We start from the raw sequence: 21,513 nt of genomic DNA on the forward strand, positions 1-21,513 counted from the left end.
GCGCGAACGCGCCCCCCTTGTACCACTCTGGGGGCCTGGGTGGCCCGAGCCACCCAGGCTGGCTCGTTGGTCGGCGTTGTCGAGGTCATGGCGACCAGGGATGCAGATCCCACCCCGACGAACCGACCCCGGCGGGGTTCGCCGTACATGACTTCCCTCGGTAGCGCATCGGGAGCCACGATCTACCGGGGCTGCCGCGGGGTGCGCCCGATGCTGGAGCGCGTGCCGACAGACCCCCCGATGGGCTCCCCAACCGTACTCACGACCGGGTCGGGTTTCTTCCCGTCACGTGCCTGACCACGCCCGCGGCTTCCCCGTGTTCCGCTGGCCCACCCAGGGGTTCCCGTGCTGCGCTTCGTCCGCGCCCCCGTCTTCTCTTTCGTGCGAGCCGCAACGGGGCCCACGCCGCTGCGGGCGATACCCGGGTGTCCGGAATGCTTGCGTGTAGACCCAGGCCCCGGTGGCGGTGTCGTCCGGTCAGCGTGTCCTCTTATTCGTTGATACCCCACCCGGCCCACCGTAGTAGCCCCCGCGCGGCCCTCAGCGCGTCCCCCACGCCGCCAGCCGGATTCCTCGGCATCCGGCCTCTCGCGCGCCCCTTCCTCGCAGGCTGGACGGCCTTCTCCTCTTCCGAACCCTCCCCTTTCTTCGCCCGTCCCGGTAGCGACCGCATCCGTCCAGTCCTCAGGCTCCACCTCGTACCCCGGAGGCCGTGCGTTGGCCCCTGAGCGAGGCCCGCGGCCATGACGTGTGGACACGAAAAAGCCCGCGCCGTCCAAGAACGACGCGGGCCTTCCCAACCTCAATGATGCACGGTCAGTGCGCGTGGTCTCCTCGGGAGTGCTCGAAGATCAGGCCCAGGAGGCCGAGCAGGGCCACGGGGACGGCCAGGCCGATGATCCACGGACCAATTGCCAGCGCGGTCACGAAGAGCGCGCAACCGATGCCGAGCAGCAGCGGCCACCAGCTCCACGGGGAGAACGCGCCGTACTCGCCGGCCATCTCCACGATCTCGCCGTCCTCGCGGTCCTCCGGGAGAACTCCCCCGGTGGAGCGCTGCACGAGCCACAGGTAGACGACGAGCATGAAGCTCATCGCGGCGACGGCCAGCAGTGCCGGGAACCCGGCCAACTCCTGGAAGTCCGTCACATATCCGTAGATGAATCCCACCACGGTGCAGAACACACCGAGCAAGAGGAAGGTCTTGATAGTTGCGCTCATCGTCCATTCCTTCCACTGCCGCCCACCAGGGGGGTCTCGGCCTCATACTGCTGGCTGGAGAACGCCGAGAGCTCCGGGTGGTGCAGATCCAGCGCCGGGCGCTCGGAACGGATCCGAGGCAGGGAGGTGAAGTTGTGGCGCGGGGGCGGGCACGAGGTGGCCCACTCCAGGGAGCCACCGAAGCCCCAGGGATCGTCCACCTCGACCTTCCTGGCGTTGCGGTGCGTGGTGTACACGTTCCAGAAGAACGGGATCATGGACACGCCCAGCAGCATGGAGCCGATAGTGGAGAACTGGTTCATCCAGGTGAAGCCGTCCTCGGGCAGGTAGTCCGCGTAGCGGCGCGGCATGCCGTCCACGCCCAGCCAGTGCTGGATGAGGAACGTCATGTGGAAGCCGACGAACAGGAGCCAGAAGTGCACCTTGCCGATGCGCTCGTTGAGCATCTTGCCCGTGAACTTGGGCCACCAGAAGTAGAAGCCCGCGAACATGCCGAACACGATGGTCCCGAAGATCACGTAGTGGAAGTGCGCGACCACGAAGTACGTGTCCGAGACGTGGAAGTCCAGCGGCGGCGTCGCCAGGATGATGCCGGTGAGGCCACCGAACAGGAAGGTGAACAGGAAGCCCAGCACCCACAGGATGGGCGTCTCGAAGGTGAGCGAGCCCTGCCACATGGTGCCGATCCAGTTGAAGAACTTCACGCCCGTGGGGACCGCGATCATCATGGTCATGAAGGAGAAGAACCCGAGGGCCACGGCGCCGGTGACGTACATGTGGTGCGCCCACACGGTCACCGAGAGGGCAGCGATCGCAATGGTGGCGAACACCAGGCCCTTGTAGCCGAAGATCGGCTTGCGGGAGAACACCGGGATGATCTCGGAGACGATGCCGAAGAACGGCAGCGCAAGCACGTACACCTCAGGGTGTCCGAAGAACCAGAACAGGTGCTGCCACAGGATGGCCCCACCGTTCTCGGGATCGAACACGTGGCCACCCAGGCGACGGTCCATGCCCAGTGCGAACAGGGCCGAGGCCAGCGGCGGGAAGACCATGATGATCAGCATGGAGGTGATCAGCGTGGTCCAGGTGAAGATCGACATGCGCCACATGGTCATGCCGGGCGCACGCATGCACACGATGGTCGTGATGAAGTTCACGCCACCAAGGATCGTGCCGAAGCCCTGCAGGCCCAGACCGAAGACCCACAGGTCACCGCCGACCCCCGGACTGAAGGTGGTGCTGTTCAGAGGTGCGTAGGCGAACCAGCCGAAGGACGCGGCACCCTGCGGGGAGATGAAGCCGGACACCGCGATGAGGGAGCCGAACAGGAAGAACCAGAACGCCAGCGCGTTCAGACGCGGGAAAGCCACGTCCGGGGCGCCGAGCTGCAGGGGCACGATGACGTTGGCGAAACCCACGAACAGCGGCGTGCCGAACATCAGCAGCATGATCGTGCCGTGCATGGTGAACAGCTGGTTGTACTGCTCCTTCGTCTCCAGGATCTGCATTCCGGGCTCGAAGAGCTCGGCGCGGATGAGCAGCGCCATGATGCCGCCCGCGCAGAAGAAGATGAACGAGGAGATCAGATACATGTACCCGATCGTCTTGTGGTCGGTCGAGGTGAGCCAGTTGACGATCACCCGGCCCTTGGATCGCGGGACAACGCGGGGTGCGGCCGAAGCCGCGTCGTCCCGCGAATATTCGAGCGTAGACATTGCCTATCCCCTAGTTGTTGGAGGTTTCGTGGAGGTTGGGGTTGCGGTTGTACTCGTCGCCGACGAATCCGGTGTTGCCCTCGTCGCGCAGCTTCTGCATCTGGGCGTCGTACTCCTCCTGGCTGACCACGGCCACGTTGAACAGCATCTCGGAGTGGTACTCCCCGCACAGCTCGGCGCACTTGCCGGCGAAGGTGCCCTCGCGGCCGGTGGTGAAGCTCATGTAGTTGGTGCGGTCCGGGATCATGTCGATCTTCTCGAGGAAGGCCGGCACCCAGAAGGAGTGGATGACGTCACGGGACGTGATCTGCAGCTCCACCTTGCTGTCCGCGGGGAGGTAGAGGGTGGGCAGCGTCTTCTCCACACCGGGCTCACCCGTGAGGTGCGCCTGGACACCCTGGTAGTGGACGTTCTCATCCAGGTAGTTGAAGTCCCAGGCCCACTGCTTGCCGTACACCTGGATCTTGGTGTCGGGGTTCTCGAAGCGGTCCGTGATCTCGGTCTGCGCGCGGAACGAGAAGAAGAACAGGGAGACGATCATGGCGATCGGCACGATCGTGTAGAAGATCTCGAGCGGCGCGTTGTACGCCAGCTGCCGCGGGTAGCCCGTCTCGTTCTTCCGGCGGCGGTAGGCCACCATGCACCAGAGCATGAGACCCCACACCAGCAGACCGACGCACAGGGCGGCGACCCAGGAGCCGATCCACAGATCCATGATCTGGTCGGCGTTGTCGGTGGTGCCGCGCTGGGTGGGCAGGAAGCCCACCTTCGACTGCTCGGAGCAAGCGGTGAGCGAGATCGTCGCCAGGACTGCTGCGGCCGAGACCTTCAGCTTCCGGCCGCGGCGGCTGCCGGTTCGAGTTTGCGAACTCACAGACGGCCCTTCCTCTTCTGTATGTGGGCTCTGCATAGCTCGTGCACGTGGGCACAGAGAACACGTTGCCCGTTGATGGTTCTCCCTCGGAAGCTTACCCCTCGGCCCCCCGATGTGCTGACACTGTGTCAGTCCGCCGTGTCGTGCCGGGCCCGCGCCGCCGCAGCTCTCCGGGCCCGCGTTCCGCGGACCCCGCACACATCCCGGACGTGCGAAAAGGGGTGCGCGGTGCCCTCCCAGGACCGCGCACCCCTCCCGGTGCTCGACGACTCAGTGGAAGGAGTCGCCGCACGCGCACGAACCCTGCGCGTTGGGGTTGTCGATCGAGAAGCCCTGCTTGGAGATGGTGTCCTCGAAGTCCACGGTGGAACCGCTGAGGTACGGGACGCTCATCTTGTCCACGATGACCTCCACGCCACCGAAGTCGCGGACGTGGTCCCCGTCGAGGACGCGCTCGTCGAAGTACAGCTGGTAGATCAGACCGGAGCAGCCGCCCGGCTGCACGGCCACGCGCAGGCGGAGGTCGGTGCGGCCCTCCTGCTCCAGCAGGTCTCGGACCTTCTGGGCGGCGGTGTCGGTCAGCAGGACCTCGTGGGCAGGCAGGTCCTGGGTGGTCTCGTTGTCGGTGGTGACGCTCATGCTGCTCGCTTTCCGTGCGACGCGGGGTCGCATCCCTGAGTGCGTGTCGGGGCTTTCGGCGTGTGGAACGCCCGACCCGCGCGAATCATTCCGCGGTGCGTCCGCCCTGCTCGGCGAGGGCGGTGAGGATGAGGGCCTCGGCGGTCACCGCGTGCAGGAAGTCCCCGATGTGCAGGGACTCGTTGGCGCTGTGCGCCCGCGTGTCCGGGTCCTCGATCCCCGTGATCAGGATCTGCGCCTCAGGGTACGCCTCGGTGAGGGTCGCGGTGAAGGGGATGGATCCGCCCATGCCGGCGGTCACGGCGGGACGCCCCCACGCCTGCTCGAACGCCCACAGGGCGATCTGCGAACTCGCGGCCTGGGTGTCGGCGCGGAACGACGGTCCGGTCTCCTCGATCTCGAAGCTCACGTGGGCGCCGAACGGGGCGTTGTCCAGCACGTGCTTCCGCAGGGCCTCGGCGGCCTCCTTCGGGTCCTGCCCCGGCGCGATGCGCAGGCTGAGCTTCGCGCGGGCAGTGGCCGCAATGGTGTTGGACGCGGTGGCCACGTCCGTGACGTCGATCCCCGTGACGGACAGCGCCGGCTGCGTCCAGATCCGGGAGGAGATCGAGCCGCGTCCGGCCAGCTGCACGCCGTCGAGCACTCCGGCGTCGACCCGGAAGCTCGCCTCGTCGTAGTCCACGTCCGTGTCGTCCTCGCTGAGCAGCCCGGGGACGGCCACGGCGCCGTCGTCGTCGTGCAGGGTGGCGATCAGGCGTGCCAGCAGCGTGGGCGCGTCCAGCACGGGACCGCCGAACATGCCGGAGTGGACGGAATGGTCCAGCGCGCCGATCTCCACGATCCCGCCGACGACGCCGCGCAGGCTCGTGGTCAGCGCGGGCACCCCGACCTCCCAGTTCGCGGAGTCGGCGATGACGATGACGTCGGCAGCCAGCTTGTCCCTGTGAGCGGCCAGGAACGCCTCGAAGCCCGGCGAACCGGCCTCCTCCTCACCCTCGACGAACACCGTGACACCGAGGCCGGGCTCGCCACCCTGCCGCTCGAAGAACGCACGGAGGGCACCCACGTGGGCCATCACCCCGGCCTTGTCGTCCGCGGCACCGCGACCCCAGAGCCGACCGTCCTTCTCGACGGCCTCGAACGGCTCCGAGTTCCAGAGCTCCCGCTTGCCGGGGGGCTGCACGTCGTGGTGGGCGTAGAGCAGGATCGTCGGGAACCCGGATGCGGCGGCCTTGCGGGCGACGACGGCGGGGTGCCCGGCGTCGTCCTGCGAGGGCACCCGCAGCACCTCCACGCTGTCGAACGGCAGCTCCTCCAGCAGGCCGGCCACGGCACGGGCGCTGCGGTCCAGCTCGGCGGCGTCGAAGGAGTCCCACGCGATGCCGGGGATGGCCACGAGCTCCCCGAGCTCGCGCAGCAGGGTGTCGCGGGAGTCCGTGACGCGCGCGCGCAGGGCCTCGACCGTCTCGGAACTGGGGCGTGTGAAGTCAGCACTCATGGCCCCAGCCTAGTCACGGAGCCTGTGCGGTGCCCGGACACACGGCCGGGAACCCGCCCGCTCTCCGCTAGGCTGGTCCGGTGTTTGGACGCAGGAAGTCAGAGGAATCCACGGGATCCACCGCCGTGCGCGCCACGGCCGTGACCGCCGTCGAGCCGGACGGGCGTGCCCGCGACGGCCACACCCCCGACGGGAAGAAGGGTCGCCCCACCCCCACGCGCAAGGAGCAGGAGGCCGCGCGGCGTCGTCCCCTGATCCCCGCGGACCGCAAGGCCGCCAAGGCCGAGTCCCGGCAGGCGGAGCGGGAGCGCCGGGCGCAGGCCCAGGCCGGCATGGCCGCGGGCGACGAGCGCTACCTGGGCCCCCGCGACGCCGGTCCCCAGCGGCGTTTCGCGCGCGACTGGGTGGACTCCCGCTTCAACATCGGCGAGTACGTGCTGGTCGTCATGCTCGCCATCATCGTCTTCCTCTTCCTGCCCGTGCAGTCCGTGGCCCTCACGCTGATCTGGGTGGTCTACGGGTACATCGCCCTGTGCGTGCTGGACGCGGTCATCACCACCCAGCGCATGCACGCGGCCATGCGCCGCAGGTTCGGCACCGTCCAGCGCGGCACCCGGTGGTACGCCGCCATGCGGACTTTCACCATCCGGCGGCTGCGGCTGCCCAAGCCCCAGGTGCGCCGCGGGGAGCGCCCCGAGTAGGCCACGCAGCACACGACGAGGGCCGGTCCACCCCGTGGACCGGCCCTCGTCGGGCTCAGGCGGAGGTTCTGCGGGCCGCCCGTCGGAGTCCGCGGTTGATGCGCGCGGCCCAGAACGGTCCCTCGTAGAGGAACGCCGTGTACCCCTGGACCAGGGACGCTCCCGCGTCCAACCGCTCCAGCACGTCCTCGGCCGTGGTCACCCCACCCACGGACACGAGGACGAGCCGATCCCCCACGTGCTCCCTGAGCAGGCGCAGCACCTCGAGCGAACGACGACGCAGCGGGGCGCCCGAGAGGCCGCCGGCACCGCACTGCGCCACGGCCTCGCGGTCGCTGCGCAGTCCGAGTCCGTCCCGGGCAATCGTGGTGTTGGTGGCCACGATGCCGTCCAGCCCCAGCTCGAGCGCCAGGTCCGCGACAGCCAGGACGTCCTCGTCCGCGAGGTCCGGCGCGATCTTCACGAGCAGAGGGACCCGCCGCGTGGTGACGCGGTCAGCCTCCGCCCGAACGGCCCGGAGCAGGGGGCGCAGCGCATCCAGCTCCTGCAGCTGCCGGAGCCCTGGGGTGTTGGGGGACGAGACGTTCACCACGAGGTAGTCCGCGTACGGGGCCAGCGTGGCCGTGCTCAGCACGTAGTCCCCCACCGCGTCCTCCAGGCCCACCGCCTTCGTCTTGCCGATGTTCACCCCCACCACCGGACGACGCCGCCCCGTCCGGGCCGCATCCTGCGCCAGCGTGTGCAGGGCCGATGCCACCCGTGGCGCGACCGCGCGGGCGCCGTCGTTGTTGAAACCCATGCGGTTGACCACGGCCCGGTCGGCCACCAGGCGGAACAGCCTGGGGCGGGGGTTTCCGGGCTGGCCCTGACCCGTGACCGTGCCGATCTCGACGTGCCCAAATCCGAGATCCGTGAGGGCGTGCGTGCCCGTGGCCCCCTTGTCGAAGCCCGCGGCCAACCCGAACGGCGAGGGGAACGTGAGGCCCATGACGTGAACCTCGCTGCCGCCGTCCGCAGCGGTCATCCGGCTCAGCACGCGGCCCAGGCCGCACCGGTGAGCGAGCTGGATGCCGGCGAATCCCAGGGTGTGGGCGAGCTCGGGGTCCATCCACGAGAAGGCGGCCTTGAAGAAGGTGGGGTACACGCGCATGGCACCAGCTTTCCACACCGGCGGGTGGGCGCCCGTGACCGGCGGGCGGGCGGTGCGGGCGTGGAGAGCTGAGCTGATCCTGAGAGCAGGCCGCTGTTCCTGCAGTTTAAAGACGCGCTTGAAGTGCGAACATCAACTGATAATCGAAAGTTGCACCTTCTTTGACCGTCGGCTTCTCAGTTCTCATTCTCCCCGGCCAGTGGTGACCTGACGCTGCCCGCCCTGTCCACGGCCCCGCCGTACCGACGGTCCCGTGCCACGTACTGCTGCACGGCGCGCCACAGGACACGGCGGTCCATGTCCGGCCACAGCACGTCCAGGAAGGCCATCTCGGCGTAGGCGGACTGCCACAGCATGAAGTTGGACAGCCGCTGCTCCCCCGAGGAGCGCAGGAACATGTCCACGTCCGGCAGATCCGGCTCGTCCAGGTACCGCTGCACGGTGTCCTCCGTGATCGACCCCGGTTTGAGGCGTCCCTCCTGCACGTCCCGCGCCATGGCTGCCGCCGCGTCCGCGATCTCCGCCCGGCCCCCGTAGTTGACGCACATGGTGAGCGTGATGACGTCGTTGTCCCGGGTTTCCCGTTCGGCCGTCTCCAGACGGTTGATCACCGATCCCCACAGCCGGGGCCGTCGCCCGGCCCAGCGCACCCGGATGCCCCACTCCTGGAACGTGGGCAGCTGCCGCTCCATCACGTCACCCGTGAAGTTCATGAGGAAGGCCACCTCTGAAGGAGAGCGCTTCCAGTTCTCGGTGGAGAACGCGTAGGCGGAGACGTACGGGATGCCCAGGTCAATGGCGCCGGCCACCACGTCCATCAGGGCTCGCTCCCCCGCCCGGTGACCCTCCGTGCGGGGCAGACCGCGTTCGTTGGCCCAGCGTCCGTTGCCGTCCATCACGAGCGCCACGTGCCGAGGGACGGCGGCCGCGGGGATCGCGGGAGCGGTGGCTCCGCTCGGGTGCAGGGGCGGCGGGGAGAAGGGAGTCACGGGGCGGTCCTCTCGACGGATGGTCTGTTGCCTCCACCCTAGGGCGTTCCGGCACGAGGTACTCCAGCACGGGGCGTTCCGAGAACCCTCAGCCCTCCGCGCGCTCCACGAGCGCGAGGGACCGGACCGTGCGCTCCATGTGCCACTGGATGTACGCGGCCACGAAACCCGCTGCAGCGCGTGCGGTGCGGGCGTCGGCGGCGTCGATCGTGGGCCAGTGGCCGTGCAGGAGCCCGTTGAGCAGAACGAACGTCGCCTCGCTCGGAGCAGCGGAGCCCGGCGGGCGGCACTGGGGGCACACCGCGCCGCCGAGCGCGGCGGAGAAAGAACGGTGGGGCCCGGGCGCGCCGCACCGCGCGCAGTCCACGAAGCTCGGCGCCCACCCGGCCAGCGAGACCGCCCGCAGGAGGTAGGAGTCCATGATGCGGCCCGGCTCGTGCAGCCCCCGGGCCACGGCCGAGAGCGCCCCCACGAGCAGCCGGTAGTGCTGGGCCGCGGTGTCGTGGTCGTCCTCCGTGAGCTTCTCGGCGGTCTCGGCCATGGCGGCAGCGGCGGTGTAGCGCTCGTAGTCCGCGGCAATGGCCTCCCCGTACGGCCGCTTGCCCACGGCCTGGGACACGATGTCCAGGGTGCGGCCGTTGACCAGCTGCACCTGTGCCACGTTGAAGGGCTCCAGCCGTGCACCGAAGCGGGACGTGGTGCGGCGAACCCCCTTGGCCACCGCCCGCACCTGGCCGTGCTCGGCGGTCAGGAGAATCACGATCCGGTCTGCCTCACCCAGCTTGTAGGTGCGCAGCACCACGGCGTCGTCGCGGTAGCTGCGCGAGGCGAAGGATGAACGGGGCACCGCGCCATTGTGCCACTCGCCGGCGGCGGCGCAGCCCCACGGCTCCCACCGGGGGTCGTAGGACCGCCTCCCCGCCACGCCCGTGACGCGGCCCCGCTCCTCCCGTGGAAGGGAGGAGCGGGGCCCGAAGCTTGCCGCCCCGCGGGATCAGTCCGCCTGCGCGTCCCGCACGGCCCGGTTCACGGCGGAGATCACGGCCTTGAGCGAGGCCCGCGTGGTGCTGGTGTCCATCCCCGCGCCCCACAGCACGCGGTCCCCCACGGCCAGCTCCACGTAGCTCGCGGCCTGGGCGTTGGCCGAGGCCGAGAGCGTGTGCTCGGTGTAGTCCAGCAGCCGCACGTCCACGCCCTCCTGGTTGAACAGGTTCACCAGCGCGTCGATGGGCCCCGTGCCCTGCGCGGTGCGCTCACGATGCTCACCGCCCACGTCCAGGCCGACCTCCAGGACCGTGTTGCCCTCGTCCTGCGCGTGGGTGGAGATGGAGGTGATGCGGTAGTGGCCCCAGCGCGAGTCCCCGTCCGTGGTGGGCAGGTACTCGTCCGAGAAGATCTTCCACAGCTGCTGGGCCGAGACCTCGGAGCCCGAGGTCTCGGTGTACTTCTGCACGGCGCCCGAGAACTCGATCTGTGCACGGCGCGGCAGGTCGATCCCGTATTCGCTCTTGAGCAGGTACGCCACGCCGCCCTTGCCGGACTGCGAGTTCACGCGGATCACGGCCTCGTAGCTGCGCCCCACGTCCTTGGGGTCGATGGGCAGGTAGGGGACGGCCCACTCCAGCTCGTCCACCCCGACGCCCTGCTGCTCGGCGTCCCGCTGCATGGTGTCGAAGCCCTTCTTGATGGCGTCCTGGTGCGAGCCGGAGAACGCCGTGAACACCAGGTCACCGCCGTAGGGGCTGCGCTCGGGCACCGGCAGCTGGTTGCAGTACTCCACGGTGCGGCGGATCTCCTCGATGTCCGAGAAGTCGATCTGCGGGTCCACGCCCTGGGTGAGCAGGTTCAGCCCCAGGGTCACCAGGTCCACGTTGCCCGTGCGCTCGCCGTTGCCGAACAGGCAGCCCTCGATGCGGTCGGCGCCGGCCAGGTAGCCCAGCTCGGCGGCGGCCACACCCGTGCCACGGTCGTTGTGCGGGTGCAGGGACAGGACGATGTCGTCCCGGTGGTACAGGTGGCGGCCCATCCACTCGATGGAGTCGGCGTACACGTTGGGCGTGGCCATCTCCACCGTGGCGGGCAGGTTGATGATCATGGAGCGCCCGTTGCCCACCTCGAAGGTCTCCGCGACCTCGTTGCAGATCCGGGCCGCGAACTCCAGCTCGGTGCCCGTGTAGGACTCCGGGGAGTACTCGTAGGTCACGGCGGTGCCGCTGAGCTGCTCCTCGTACTTGCGGCACAGCCGGGCGCCGGTCAGGGCGATGTCCACGATGCCGTCCATGTCCTGGTTGAACACCACGCGCCGCTGCAGGGTGGACGTGGAGTTGTACAGGTGGACGATGGCCCGGGGCGCGCCGTCGATGGCCTCGTAGGTGCGCTCGATCAGGTGCTCCCGGGACTGGGTGAGCACCTGGATGGAGACGTCCTCCGGGATGTGGTTGCCCTGCACCAGGGTCCGCACGAAGTCGAAGTCCGTCTGCGACGCGGACGGGAAGCCCACCTCGATCTCCTTGAACCCCATCTTCACGAGCAGCTGGAACATGCGCAGCTTGCGCTCGGAGTCCATGGGATCGATCAGTGCCTGGTTGCCGTCCCGCAGGTCCACGGCGCACCAGCGGGGCGCGGTGGTGGCCACCTTGTCCGGCCACGTGCGGTCGGACATGTCGAACGGGAAGTTCTGGTGGTACGGGGTGTACTTGTGGGCGGGCATGCCGGAGGGGCGCTGCAGGTTCTTCACGGGGTGGGGCCTTTCGAGCTGTGGCGGGTGGCCGGCGTGGTGGAACTCCGCAGCGGGTGCTCGGCCGTGGGTGATCGAGTCAGGCCCCGCTGCGGCACGTAAGCAGGAGGAGCTGCACGTCGGACCGCATGCGATCCAAACTACCACCTGTGGTCCGGCTCACTCGACCCTCACTGCTCCGCGGTGGCCTGGCACGTGACCTGCTCCGCCGTCTGACCCTGGAGGTCGTCCGGAAGGCCCTGTCCGCGGTCGATCCGCTCGCCGTGCGTGAAGTCCTGGCCCACGGCCACCTGGACGCCGCCCACCTCGTAGCTCGGCACCAGCTGAGATGGAGCGGCGTCGAGCAGCGCGGCGATGTCCTGCGCGGCGAGGGCCCAGTCCGGGTGGTAGAAGATCTGGGTGGCGGACAGCTGCGCCCCGGACTTCCCGGAGCGGGCCTGGTCGTAGCCCCCCGTGCGCAGCCGCTGCACCACCTGGGCGTCGCGGCCCCCCGTGTCCGAGCGGTTGGTCACGGTCACCGGCACGAGGGCTGGGTCCACGGCCGGGCGAGTGGGGCTCGGGCTCGCGGAGGGGCGCGACGACGCTCCGCCGCTCTTCGCGGCGGACGCACCCGGTGCGGGAGTGGCCGGGTCCGACGACGGCGCCGCGGACTCCGCCGCGCCCGTGACCGCCACGTCCTCGCGCAGGGTGGTGAACAGCTTGTCCGCGGGCTTCTGGTCCAGCTGGAGGCGGTTGGGGTCCGCGGGGTAGGGCTCGGTGGGGGCGGTCACGAACGCGATCCGTCCGAGGTCGATGCCGTTGAAGGTCCCGGCGATCTGCACGAGCGTGGGGATGGAGGTCAGCCCCTGGTCCACGTGCAGGTTCTGGGTCATGACCTCGGCGATGTGGTACAGCTGCGGGACGTTCGTGAGGGTCCCGTCCGCCTGGATCTTGCGGGTCAGGGACGCCAGGAACGCCTGCTGGGAGCGGATCCGGGCCTCGTCGCCGCCGTTGCCGAACGCGGCGCGTGAGCGCAGGAACGCCAGCGCCTGCTCGCCCTCCACGGTGGAGATCCCGGCGGGGAGCCTGAGCCCGGACTTGGGGTCGTCCACGGCCTCGTTCACGCACACCTCCACACCTCCCACGGCACTGGAGAGCTCCTTGACGGCGTTGAAGTCCGCGAGCATGAAGTGGTCGGTGTGCACCCCGGTGAGCTTGTCGATGGCGGCCACGGTGCACCCCGGGCCGCCGCGCTCCACCGCGCTGTTGAGCATGTCCTTCTCCGCGGGGTACACCTTCCCGGTGTCCGGGTCCGTGCACTGCGGGATCTCCACGATGAGGTCGCGCGGGAAGGACACCACGGTCACGGCGTCGCGCTTTTCGGTCACGTGCACGAGCATCATCACGTCCGTGCGGCCCTCGGAGTCGTCCTTGCTGCCGTACTCGGTGTTGCCCGTGCCGCTGCGCGTGTCCGAGCCCATCACCAGGATGTCCAGCGGACCGTCCTCGGCGGGGGCGGCCCCGTCGGAGAGGTTCAGGGGGCTCGAGGTCAGGTTCCCCGTGAGCCTCAGAGCCGCGATGCCGCCGATCCCGATCACGGTCACCAGGGCGAGGACGGCGAGGATGGCCGCGACCTTCTTCGCGGAGGAGCCGTGCGCGCGTGCGCGGTGGTGGCGCCCGGTCTGGCGCAGGTCGTACGGCTCGCCAGAGGGGTCCGTGCGACGCGCGGGGTGCGTGGCCCACGGGGTCTGCTCCTGGGCGCGGCGGTGACCACGCGGTGCTGAGCTGGGATCCACCGGTGACTCCTGTGCTCTGTCGGGGGTCGCGGTGACCGCACCGCACGGGCGGGAGCGGTCAGCGCGCGGTCTGCGGGCGGACGGGGGCGGGGCTCAGAACCCCAGCTTCGAGAGCTGCTTGGGGTCCCGCTGCCACTCCTTGGCCACCTTGACGTGCAGGTCCAGGTAGATCCGCGTGCCGAGCAGCGCCTCGATCTGGCCGCGGGCCCGGGTGCCGATCTCGCGCAGGCGCGCTCCCCGTTTCCCGATCACGATGGCCTTCTGCGAGGGCCGTTCCACGTACAGGCTCGCGTGGACGTCCAGCATGGGGTTCTCGGGCGAGCGGCCCTCGCGCTCGGAGACCTCGTCCACCACCACGGCCAGCGAGTGCGGCAGCTCGTCCCGCACGCCCTCCAGGGCGGCCTCGCGCACGAGCTCGGCCATCATCGTGACCTCGGGCTCGTCCGTGAGGTCACCCTCCGGGTACAGGGGCGGGGACACCGGCATCATCGAGACGAGCAGCTGCGCCACCTCCGCCATCTGGTAGCCGTCCGCCGCGCTCACCGGGATCACGTGGGCCCAGCCCGCGGAGTCGTCCTGCGAGCCGTCCCGCGCGGGACGCGCGGTGCCCGACGACGCGGCGTCGCGGCGGCGTCGTCGGGCCTCCCGCTGCTCGCGCTCGGCGGTGACGACCTCGCGGCCGAGTTCGCTCACCGCCAGCAGCTGCTCCATGAGCCGCTCCTGCGGGACGAGGTCCGCTTTGGTCACGATGGCGACCACCGGGGTGCGACCCACGGCGGCGACCACCTGCTGCGCGATGTACCGGTCCCCCGGGCCCACCTTCTGGTCCGCGGGGACACAGAAGCCGATCACGTCGACCTCGCCCAGGGTCTCCGCGACCACGTCGTTGAGCCGCTGGCCCAGCAGTGTGCGGGGCCGGTGCAGGCCGGGGGTGTCCACGAGGACGAGCTGGCCGTCGGGGCGGTGGACGATGCCGCGGATCGTGTGCCGCGTGGTCTGCGGGCGGTTGGAGGTGATGGCCACCTTGCGCCCCACGAGGGCGTTCGTGAGGGTGGACTTGCCCACGTTGGGGCGGCCCACGAACACGGCGAAACCGGCGCGGAAGTCCTCGGGGGTGGTGGTGCTGTCCTGGCTCATGCGTGGTCCTCGGTCCTGCGGTGGGTGCTGCGGTGGCCGCCCCGCCGGGCCGCGGCACGGCAGCTCGCGGCGTGGGAGGGGGCGGGAGTGTGCGGCGGGGTCATGACATGGTCTCCACGGGCGCGTCCCGGCCCAGGAACTCCTCCAGGAGCGCGCGCTGCGCCGCGAACATGCGCGCACGCTCGTCCTCCTCGGCGTGGTCGTGCCCGAGCAGGTGCAGCAGGGAGTGCGCGGTGAGCAGGCAGAGCTCGTCCCGCGTGCTGTGGCCCCCGGCCTGCGCCTGGCGCTCGGCCACCGGGGGGCACAGCACCACGTCACCGAGCACCCCCAGGGCGGGTTCCTCCGGCGTGCCCTCGCGCAGCTCGTCCATGGGGAAGGACATCACGTCGGTGGCACCGGGCAGGTCCAGCCACTGTTCGTGCAGCTGCGCCATCCGGTCCTCGTCCACCACCGCGATGCAGACCTCACTGTCCGGGTGGACGTGCCAGCGGCGGAAGGCCAGCTCCACGAGCGCGGTGAGCTGCGCACGGTCCACGGCGCGGTACGCCTCGGGCCACTCTCCCTGTTCCTCCTGCGAGTCCCAGGGGAGGTCGAACTCCACGCTCACGCGCCGGACCCCTGAGCCTCGCCGACGCCGCCCGCGCTGCGTTCCGCGCGACGGTCCTCCTTCCGGCGGGCCCGCTCCACGCGGTGCCGGTTGGTGGTGTCGAACTGGTCGTACGCGGCCACGATCTCCCCCACGAGCTCGTGGCGCACGACGTCCGCCGAGGTCAGCTCACAGAACGCGATGTCGTCGATGCCGCCCAGCACGTGCTGCACCTGCCGCAGCCCGGACTTCGTGGAGCCGGGGAGGTCCACCTGGGTGACGTCACCGGTGACCACGATCCGGGAGCCGAACCCCAGGCGCGTGAGGAACATCTTCATCTGCTCGGGCGTGGTGTTCTGGGCCTCGTCCAGGATCACGAAGGCGTCGTTCAGGGTGCGCCCGCGCATGTACGCCAGCGGGGCCACCTCGATGCTGCCGGCCTCCATGAGCCGGGGGATGGACTCGGGGTCCATCATGTCGTGCAGGGCGTCGTAGAGGGGCCGCAGGTAGGGGTCGATCTTGTCGTTGAGGGACCCCGGCAGGAACCCCAGCCGCTCCCCCGCCTCCACGGCCGGGCGCGTGAGGATGATCCGGTTGACCTCCTTGGCCTGCAGGGCGCGCACGGCCTTGGACATGGCCAGGTAGGTCTTTCCGGTGCCGGCGGGGCCGATCCCGAAGACGACGGTGTGCTCGTCGATCGCGTCCACGTAGGCCTTCTGGTTCACGGTCTTGGGCCGGATGGTGCGGCCCCGCGTGGAGAGGATGCTCGTGGACAGGGCGCTGGAGGGGCGCAGGCCCTGGGCCTCGCGCATCATCCGGGACACGCGCATGACGGTGCGCTCGGTGATCTCCGTGCCGCGCAGCGCCATGGCCAGCAGCTCCTCGAGCAGCGACGCCGCCAGGCGGGTCTCCACCACGGGTCCGTCGAGCGAGACGTCCAGGTCCCGCACGGTCATGCGCACGGAGGGGAACTGGCCCTCCAGCAGGCGCAGGGTGGAGTCCGCCTGCCCCAGGCACCGCACGGCGGTGTCACGGTCCGGCAGGTGCACGGTCACACGGGTGGATTCACTGGGTGGAGTGGTCAGGGTGTCGGTCCCCTCGAGTCGTTCGGTCATCACGTCCCAGCGTACCGTGAGGTCCGGACAGGGATCCCCCGGTTGCGATCCGGTAACGGTCCCGCCCCCGGCGCGACACGCGCGGCGGACACGCGTCGCAGTGGGTAGGTTGTGAAGCCGGAAAACGCACCGGACACGAACGCACGGCACGGAGCCACGGGAGGGAGAGCGCATGGCGGCTCAGGCACCACGGACACGAGCGCTCGGCGGAACCGCCCGGGCCACCGTGGCCGTGACGCTCACCGCCGCGCTCGCCCTCGGGCTCGGTGCGTGCGGCAATGCCGCGGACCGCCCGGACAACGGTTCGGCGGCCGCACCGGGCATCGGATCCGCACCGGTCTCCACGGACGACTCCGGGGACGGCGTGGCCACCGAGCAGGCACCCGTGTACTGGGTGGGCTCCGGGGACCAGGCCGGATACCTGTTCCGGGAGTTCCGCACCCCCGAGAGCAAGGACGTCGCGGACCCGGTGGCGCGCGCGGCCCTCATGGTGACCTCCGCGAAGCCCTCCGACCCCGACTACCGCTCCCTGTGGTCCGCGGTGAGCACCGTGGGGTCCTCCGTGTCCCCGGACGGAACCGTGACCGTGGACCTGCCCGCCGCGGCGTTCGCCACGCCGCTGCCGGAGCAGGATGCCCGCATGGCCCTGCAGCAGATGGTCTACACCGTCTCCGCCGCGGTGGTCACAGCCGGTCTGCTGGACTCGTCCACGGCCAAGGAGGTGCGCATCCTCGTGGACGGACGCACCGGGTACCGCGCGTTCGGCTCCGTGGACCTCACCGATCCCCTGCCCCGCGACCCGGCCGTGGCGGCACCCGTCTGGCTCATCGACCCCCAGACCGCGGCGGACCCGGCCAGCCCCCTGACGATCTTCGCCCGGGTGCTCCCCACGGTGCACAACGTGCGCTGGGAGATCACCACCGGTGACCGCCGGGTCAAGGGGGACACCGTGAAAGCCGCCACACCCGGCACGGATCCCGCCGCGGGCGCCGAGGTCCGCACCACCGTGGATCTCGATCCCGGCACCTACACGGTCCGGGTGAGTGGCACGGACGACCACGGGACCACGCTCGTGGACGACCACGAGATCGTCGTTGCCGATGGCAAGTGACCCCGCGCGCGGGGTGAACCGGGCACGAGAAGGCCAGCGGGCGCCGTCGGCCCGAGCCGCCGCCCACCCGAAGGCGTGAAGAGGGTCCGGGCGGACGCCGACCGTCTCGCACGAGGGCCTTTCCTGACGACGTGCCCTGTCACGGGCCGACGGCCCCGGGTGGCGGCCCCGTGGGCGTCAGTCCCAGCTGCCGAGCACGGCGCTCAACGCCGCCAGGGCCGCGGGACCGGCGGTCGAGGAGCGCATCACGGTGCTCCCGAGGCGCAGCGGGCGGGCGCCCGCGTCCCGCAGGGTCCTCAGCTCGTCCTCGCTGATCCCGCCCTCCGGGCCCACGACCACGGCCACGTGTCCGCGCTCCCCCCATGCCGCCACCTCGTCGGAGGTCCAGCGCGTGGGGGCGCTCTCGTGCAGCACGAGCCACAGGGTCTCCGGCTCGGAGGCGACCAGGCGCGCGAGGCCGGCGGTGTCCACCCAGGGTTCCAGGCGGGGCCAGGCCGCGCGGCGCGACTGCTTGGCCGCCGTGGCCAGCAAGGACTCCCACTTGGCCATGGTCTTGGCGGCGCGTTCGGCCCGCAGCCGCACGATGCTGCGGTCGGCCTGCCACGGGACCACGCGGGAGACGCCGAGCTCGGTGGCGGACTCGACGGCCTGCAGGTCCCGGTCCCCCTTGGCCAGCGCCTGCACGAGCGTGAGCCGCGGATCAGGCGGGTGCTCGTGGCGCACGTCCGCGACGAGCACGCCCATGCGGTCCCGCTCCCCCGTCCGGAAGACGCAGGTGGCCCGGGTGCCGTGTCCGTCCACGAGGTCCAGGGGCTCGCCCGCCCGCAGCCGCCGCACGGTCACGGCGTGCCTGGCCTCGGGGCCGACGACGTCGAGGACCTCGCCGGGGCGCGCCCCGGTGAGGTCCTCGTGGTGGAAGACGGGGTTCGTCACAGGTCGTTGAACCGTCCGCGCAGCCGGGAGAAGAACCCGCCGGCGCTGGCGGTGTTCACGGTGGTGCCGTCGTGGGACTCCTCGTCCCGCAGTGCGGCCAGACGCTGCATCAGCTCGCGCTGCTCCCCCGTGAGGTTGCGCGGGGTCTCCACCTCGAAGTGCACCTGCAGGTCCCCACGGCCCTTGCCGCGCAGATGGGTGACGCCCAGGTGGTCGAGGGTGACGGTGGCTCCGGACTGGGTGCCGGGCTCCACCTCCACGCTGCGGGTGCCGTCGAAGGTCTCCAGGGTCACGGTGGTGCCCAGGGCGGCGGCGGTCATGGGGATCCGCAGCCGGGCGTGCAGGTCGTCGCCCTCGCGGACGAAGGTGGGGTCGGGGTCCACCTTGAGCTCTACGAAGAGGTCTCCGTTGGGGCCGCCGGCGGTACCGGCCTCACCCTGGCCACCCAGGCGGATGCGGTTGCCGGACTGGATGCCGGCGGGGATCTTGACGGTCAGGGGGCGGCGGTCGCGCACCCGCCCCTCGCCGTAGCACTCGTGGCACGGGTGCTCCACCACGGTGCCGAAGCCGTTGCACTGCGAGCAGGGCGCCTGCGTGGTGACCATGCCCAGGATGGACTGGCGCTGGTACTGCATGTGGCCGGAGCCCTTGCACATGCTGCACGTGGTGGGGCTGGTGCCGGGCTGGCAGCACGAGCCCCCGCACGTGGGGCACGTGACGGCGGTGTCCACGGTGATGTCCTTCTCCACGCCGAACACCGCGTCCTTGAGGGAGATCCGCACGTTGATCAGGGCGTCCTGGCCCTGCCGGGTACGGGACTGCGGGCCGCGCTGGCCCCCGGCGCCCGCGCCCTGGAAGAACGTCTCGAAGATGTCCGAGAACCCGAACCCGGTGCCGGGGAAGCCCCCGCCGAATCCCGTGTCCGTGCCGTTCTCGTTGCCCGTGGCGTCGTACACGCGGCGCTTGTCCGGGTCCGAGAGGACGTCGTTCGCGTGGGACACGCGCTTGAACTCCTCGGCGGCCTCCGGGGAGGGGTTCACATCCGGGTGCAGCTTGCGGGCCTTCTTGCGGTAGGCGCGCTTGATCTCTTCGGCGCTGGCGTCACGGCTCACGCCGAGGGTTTCGTAGTGGTCGCTCACGATGTCGTCGCTTCTTCTCTCGTGTCGGTGTCGGTGTCAGTGGTCGGGGGCGGCGGCGCCGGGGCGGCGCTCACTCCCCCAGGTTCTTGGACAGGTAGCGGGCCACCGCGCGCACGGAGGCCATGGTGGTGGGGTAGTCCATGCGGGTGGGGCCCACGATCCCCACCTTGGAGGCGGCGTGCGGGCCGTAGCCCGTGGCCACCACGGAGGCCTCGGCCAGGGGGTCGTCGCCCTGCTCCGAGCCGATGCGCACGGCCACGCCCCGTTCGTCCTGCTGCATCTCGGACAACAGGCGCAGCATGGTCACTTGTTCCTCGAGGGCCTCGAGCACCGGGGAGATGCTCTGGGGGAAGTCCCCGCTGAAGCGTGCCAGGTTGGCCGTTCCGGCCAGCACGAGCCGGTGCTCGTCCGACGCCGCGGCCAGCACGGTGAGCGCGTCGCCCACGGCCCGGGCGGCGTCGCCCAAAGCCTCCGGTACCGCGACCTCGAGATCTGCGAGGGCGCTGGGCACCGTGTCCAGGGGCGCGGCCAGCAGCCGCGCGAGCAGCAGGGACCGCAGCTCCAGCACGCGCGCCTCGTCCAGGGGTGCGGCGAGCGCGACGCTGCGCTGGACCACGCGGCCCGAGGTGGGGATGAGGATCACCAGCAGCGTGTCCGCACCGAGGTCCACGAGCTCCACGTGGCGCACCGTGATGCCCGTGCGCACGGGGTACTGGATCACGGCGGCCTGGTGCGTCAGCTGGGCCAGCAGGCGCACGGTGCGCTCCATGATGTCGTCGAGGTCGTCGGCTCCGTCGAGGAACACCTGGATGGCCCGGCGCTGGGCCGGGGTGAGCGGCTGCAGGGCCGAGATCTGGTCCACGAACAGGCGGTAGCCGCGGTCGGTGGGGATCCGGCCGGAACTGGTGTGGGGGGCGACGATCAGGCCGTCCTCCTCGAGGGCGGCCATGTCGTTGCGGACCGTGGCGGAGGACACGGGGAGCCGGTGGCGCTCCACGAGCGCCTTGGAGCCCACGGGTTCGCGCGAGTGGACGTAGTCCTCCACGATGGCCCGCAGGATCTGAGCCCTGCGCGGGTGCTCCACGGCGTTCACCTCCCGTTGCGTCCGGCCGCTGCGTCCGGTCAATTTTGGCACTCATGGGAACACAGTGCTAATCCGGGGAGTCTAGCGGCCCGGGTCTCCCCCGCCCCCTTTGGTACGCTCGCGGCTGATTCGGCCGCCCGGCCGGTCCCGTGCCAGAGCACCGCGGGTGCCGCGCGTCGGAAGACCACAGCACCAGAACGAGGAGACCGCCGTGAACGCACCCGGGTGGGGCTGGGGCCCGCAGGACCTCGGCGACCCCCAGCTGTCCCGCTCCGGGCCCACGTCCCGTGAGGTCCCGGTGGCCCGCGACATGGTCCTGGAGGACGTCGAGACCGGGTGGGTGGGCGCCGTCGTGAGCGTGGAGGTCATCGGGGGCATGCGCGTGGTGGGCCTGGAGGACCGCCACGGCCGCGTGAAGACCTTCCCCCTGGGCCCGGGATTCCTCCTGGACGGGGAGCCCGTGCGGCTTACTCCACCCGTGGCCGCGGCCGGCCCCTCGAAGCCCCGGCTCACCCGGTCCGGCTCCGTGGCGGTCGAGGGCCTGCGGGCCTCCGTGGCCAAGGAGTCCCGGATCTGGGTGGAGGGCTACCACGACGCCGAACTCGTGGCGAAGGTGTGGGGCCACGACCTCGCCGTGGAGGGGATCGTGGTGGAGCCCCTGCACGGCATCGACGACCTCCCCGGTGCCATCGCCTCGTTCCGGCCGGGGCCGAAGCGTCGGCTCGGGGTCCTCGTGGACCACCTGGTGCCGGGGTCCAAGGAGTCCCGGATCGCCGAGAAGGCCCTGCAGGTTCCCGGAGCACGGGACAACGTGCTGGTCCTGGGCCACCCGTACATCGACATCTGGCAGGCCGTGAAGCCCGCCACGCTCGGCATCCCCGCGTGGCCCGTGATCCCCCGCGGTGAGGACTGGAAGACCGGGATGGCGCGGGAGCTCGGACTCCCCCACCGCACGCCCCAGGACGTGGGCCGCGCGTGGCAGGCCATCCTCACGCGCGTGAACAGCTACGCGGACCTGGAGCCTGCCCTCCTGGGGCGGGTGGAGGAGCTGATCGACTTCCTCACCGCCCCGCAGTGAGCCGAGCGACCTGCCTGCGGCGGCCCGC

19 protein-coding genes are annotated in these 21,513 nt (G+C 70.6%); 3 read left to right on the top strand and 16 right to left on the bottom strand.

Going from position 1 to position 21,513, the window contains the following annotated elements; genetic code table 11:
- Positions 1-816: 816 nt before the first annotated feature.
- The 5 genes from EAE32_RS07545 to EAE32_RS07565 all read right to left on the bottom strand — a co-directional run bounded on the left by EAE32_RS07545 (position 817) and on the right by EAE32_RS07565 (position 5,950).
- Positions 817-1,221 carry a cytochrome c oxidase subunit 4 gene (locus EAE32_RS07545; protein ID WP_121846404.1) on the bottom strand — a complete coding sequence of 135 codons (405 nt, stop codon included), beginning with the start codon at positions 1,219-1,221 and terminating at the stop codon, positions 817-819.
- Complete coding sequence (ctaD, locus tag EAE32_RS07550; RefSeq protein WP_121864643.1) at positions 1,218-2,939, bottom strand: aa3-type cytochrome oxidase subunit I; 1,722 nt, start codon at positions 2,937-2,939, stop codon at positions 1,218-1,220. The genes EAE32_RS07545 and ctaD overlap by 4 nt, the downstream gene beginning before the upstream one ends.
- A gap of 10 nt (positions 2,940-2,949) precedes the next feature.
- Complete coding sequence (gene ctaC, locus EAE32_RS07555; protein ID WP_121846406.1) at positions 2,950-3,813, bottom strand: aa3-type cytochrome oxidase subunit II; 864 nt, start codon at positions 3,811-3,813, stop codon at positions 2,950-2,952.
- 270 nt (positions 3,814-4,083) lie between these two features.
- Complete coding sequence (locus EAE32_RS07560) at positions 4,084-4,452, bottom strand: HesB/IscA family protein (protein ID WP_121864644.1); 369 nt, start codon at positions 4,450-4,452, stop codon at positions 4,084-4,086.
- Between the two features lie 85 nt (positions 4,453-4,537).
- The gene (locus EAE32_RS07565) at positions 4,538-5,950 is read right to left on the bottom strand and encodes a dipeptidase (RefSeq protein WP_121864645.1); all 1,413 of its coding nucleotides are present in this window, start codon (positions 5,948-5,950) and stop codon (positions 4,538-4,540) included.
- Positions 5,951-6,030: 80 nt separating this feature from the next.
- On the opposite strand from EAE32_RS07565, the gene EAE32_RS07570 reads away from it, so the two are divergent.
- A complete protein-coding gene (locus EAE32_RS07570) occupies positions 6,031-6,651 on the top strand; it encodes a DUF3043 domain-containing protein (protein WP_121846409.1) in 621 nt (206 codons plus the stop codon).
- 55 nt (positions 6,652-6,706) lie between these two features.
- Here the strand turns inward: EAE32_RS07570 and EAE32_RS07575 are convergent, their stop codons facing one another.
- The 8 genes from EAE32_RS07575 to EAE32_RS07610 form a co-directional block, all read right to left on the bottom strand.
- Complete coding sequence (locus EAE32_RS07575; RefSeq protein ID WP_121846410.1) at positions 6,707-7,801, bottom strand: quinone-dependent dihydroorotate dehydrogenase; 1,095 nt, start codon at positions 7,799-7,801, stop codon at positions 6,707-6,709.
- Positions 7,802-7,977: 176 nt separating this feature from the next.
- On the bottom strand, positions 7,978-8,790 hold the full coding sequence (locus EAE32_RS07580) for an isoprenyl transferase (RefSeq protein WP_121864646.1): 813 nt from the start codon (positions 8,788-8,790) through the stop codon (positions 7,978-7,980).
- 88 nt (positions 8,791-8,878) lie between these two features.
- The gene (gene recO / locus EAE32_RS07585) at positions 8,879-9,637 is read right to left on the bottom strand and encodes a DNA repair protein RecO (protein ID WP_121846413.1); all 759 of its coding nucleotides are present in this window, start codon (positions 9,635-9,637) and stop codon (positions 8,879-8,881) included.
- Positions 9,638-9,784: 147 nt separating this feature from the next.
- Positions 9,785-11,527, bottom strand: coding sequence for a 2-isopropylmalate synthase (leuA, locus tag EAE32_RS07590; RefSeq protein ID WP_121864647.1), 1,743 nt, complete (start codon positions 11,525-11,527; stop codon positions 9,785-9,787).
- Positions 11,528-11,697: 170 nt separating this feature from the next.
- Entirely contained in the window at positions 11,698-13,302 is a 1,605-nt protein-coding gene (locus tag EAE32_RS07595; RefSeq protein ID WP_121864648.1) for an LCP family protein, read from the bottom strand.
- A 93-nt stretch (positions 13,303-13,395) separates the two neighbouring features.
- A complete protein-coding gene (locus EAE32_RS07600) occupies positions 13,396-14,439 on the bottom strand; it encodes a GTPase Era (protein ID WP_121864649.1) in 1,044 nt (347 codons plus the stop codon).
- A gap of 100 nt (positions 14,440-14,539) precedes the next feature.
- Positions 14,540-14,974 (bottom strand): rRNA maturation RNase YbeY, encoded by a 435-nt coding sequence (gene ybeY, locus EAE32_RS07605; RefSeq protein ID WP_240625180.1) that lies wholly within the window; start codon positions 14,972-14,974, stop codon positions 14,540-14,542.
- Between the two features lie 68 nt (positions 14,975-15,042).
- Entirely contained in the window at positions 15,043-16,140 is a 1,098-nt protein-coding gene (locus EAE32_RS07610) for a PhoH family protein (RefSeq protein ID WP_121864650.1), read from the bottom strand.
- 172 nt (positions 16,141-16,312) lie between these two features.
- Here EAE32_RS07610 and EAE32_RS07615 point away from each other — a divergent pair, with 172 nt between their 5' ends.
- Positions 16,313-17,251 carry a GerMN domain-containing protein gene (locus EAE32_RS07615; protein ID WP_121864651.1) on the top strand — a complete coding sequence of 313 codons (939 nt, stop codon included), beginning with the start codon at positions 16,313-16,315 and terminating at the stop codon, positions 17,249-17,251.
- Between the two features lie 177 nt (positions 17,252-17,428).
- Here EAE32_RS07615 and EAE32_RS07620 read toward each other — a convergent pair whose 3' ends face one another.
- From EAE32_RS07620 to hrcA, 3 genes are all read right to left on the bottom strand, one after another.
- Positions 17,429-18,184 carry a 16S rRNA (uracil(1498)-N(3))-methyltransferase gene (locus tag EAE32_RS07620; protein ID WP_121864652.1) on the bottom strand — a complete coding sequence of 252 codons (756 nt, stop codon included), beginning with the start codon at positions 18,182-18,184 and terminating at the stop codon, positions 17,429-17,431.
- The gene (dnaJ, locus tag EAE32_RS07625) at positions 18,181-19,323 is read right to left on the bottom strand and encodes a molecular chaperone DnaJ (protein WP_121864653.1); all 1,143 of its coding nucleotides are present in this window, start codon (positions 19,321-19,323) and stop codon (positions 18,181-18,183) included. The genes EAE32_RS07620 and dnaJ overlap by 4 nt, the downstream gene beginning before the upstream one ends.
- A gap of 70 nt (positions 19,324-19,393) precedes the next feature.
- Complete coding sequence (gene hrcA / locus EAE32_RS07630) at positions 19,394-20,407, bottom strand: heat-inducible transcriptional repressor HrcA (protein WP_121864843.1); 1,014 nt, start codon at positions 20,405-20,407, stop codon at positions 19,394-19,396.
- A 211-nt stretch (positions 20,408-20,618) separates the two neighbouring features.
- Between hrcA and EAE32_RS07635 the strand changes: the two genes are divergently transcribed.
- Positions 20,619-21,485: a DUF3097 domain-containing protein gene (locus EAE32_RS07635; protein ID WP_121846367.1), complete on the top strand. Its 867-nt coding sequence runs from the start codon at positions 20,619-20,621 to the stop codon at positions 21,483-21,485.
- Positions 21,486-21,513: the final 28 nt, after the last annotated feature.

The sequence above is a fragment of the Kocuria tytonicola genome (assembly GCF_003687175.1).
Taxonomy (GTDB): domain Bacteria; phylum Actinomycetota; class Actinomycetes; order Actinomycetales; family Micrococcaceae; genus Kocuria; species Kocuria tytonicola.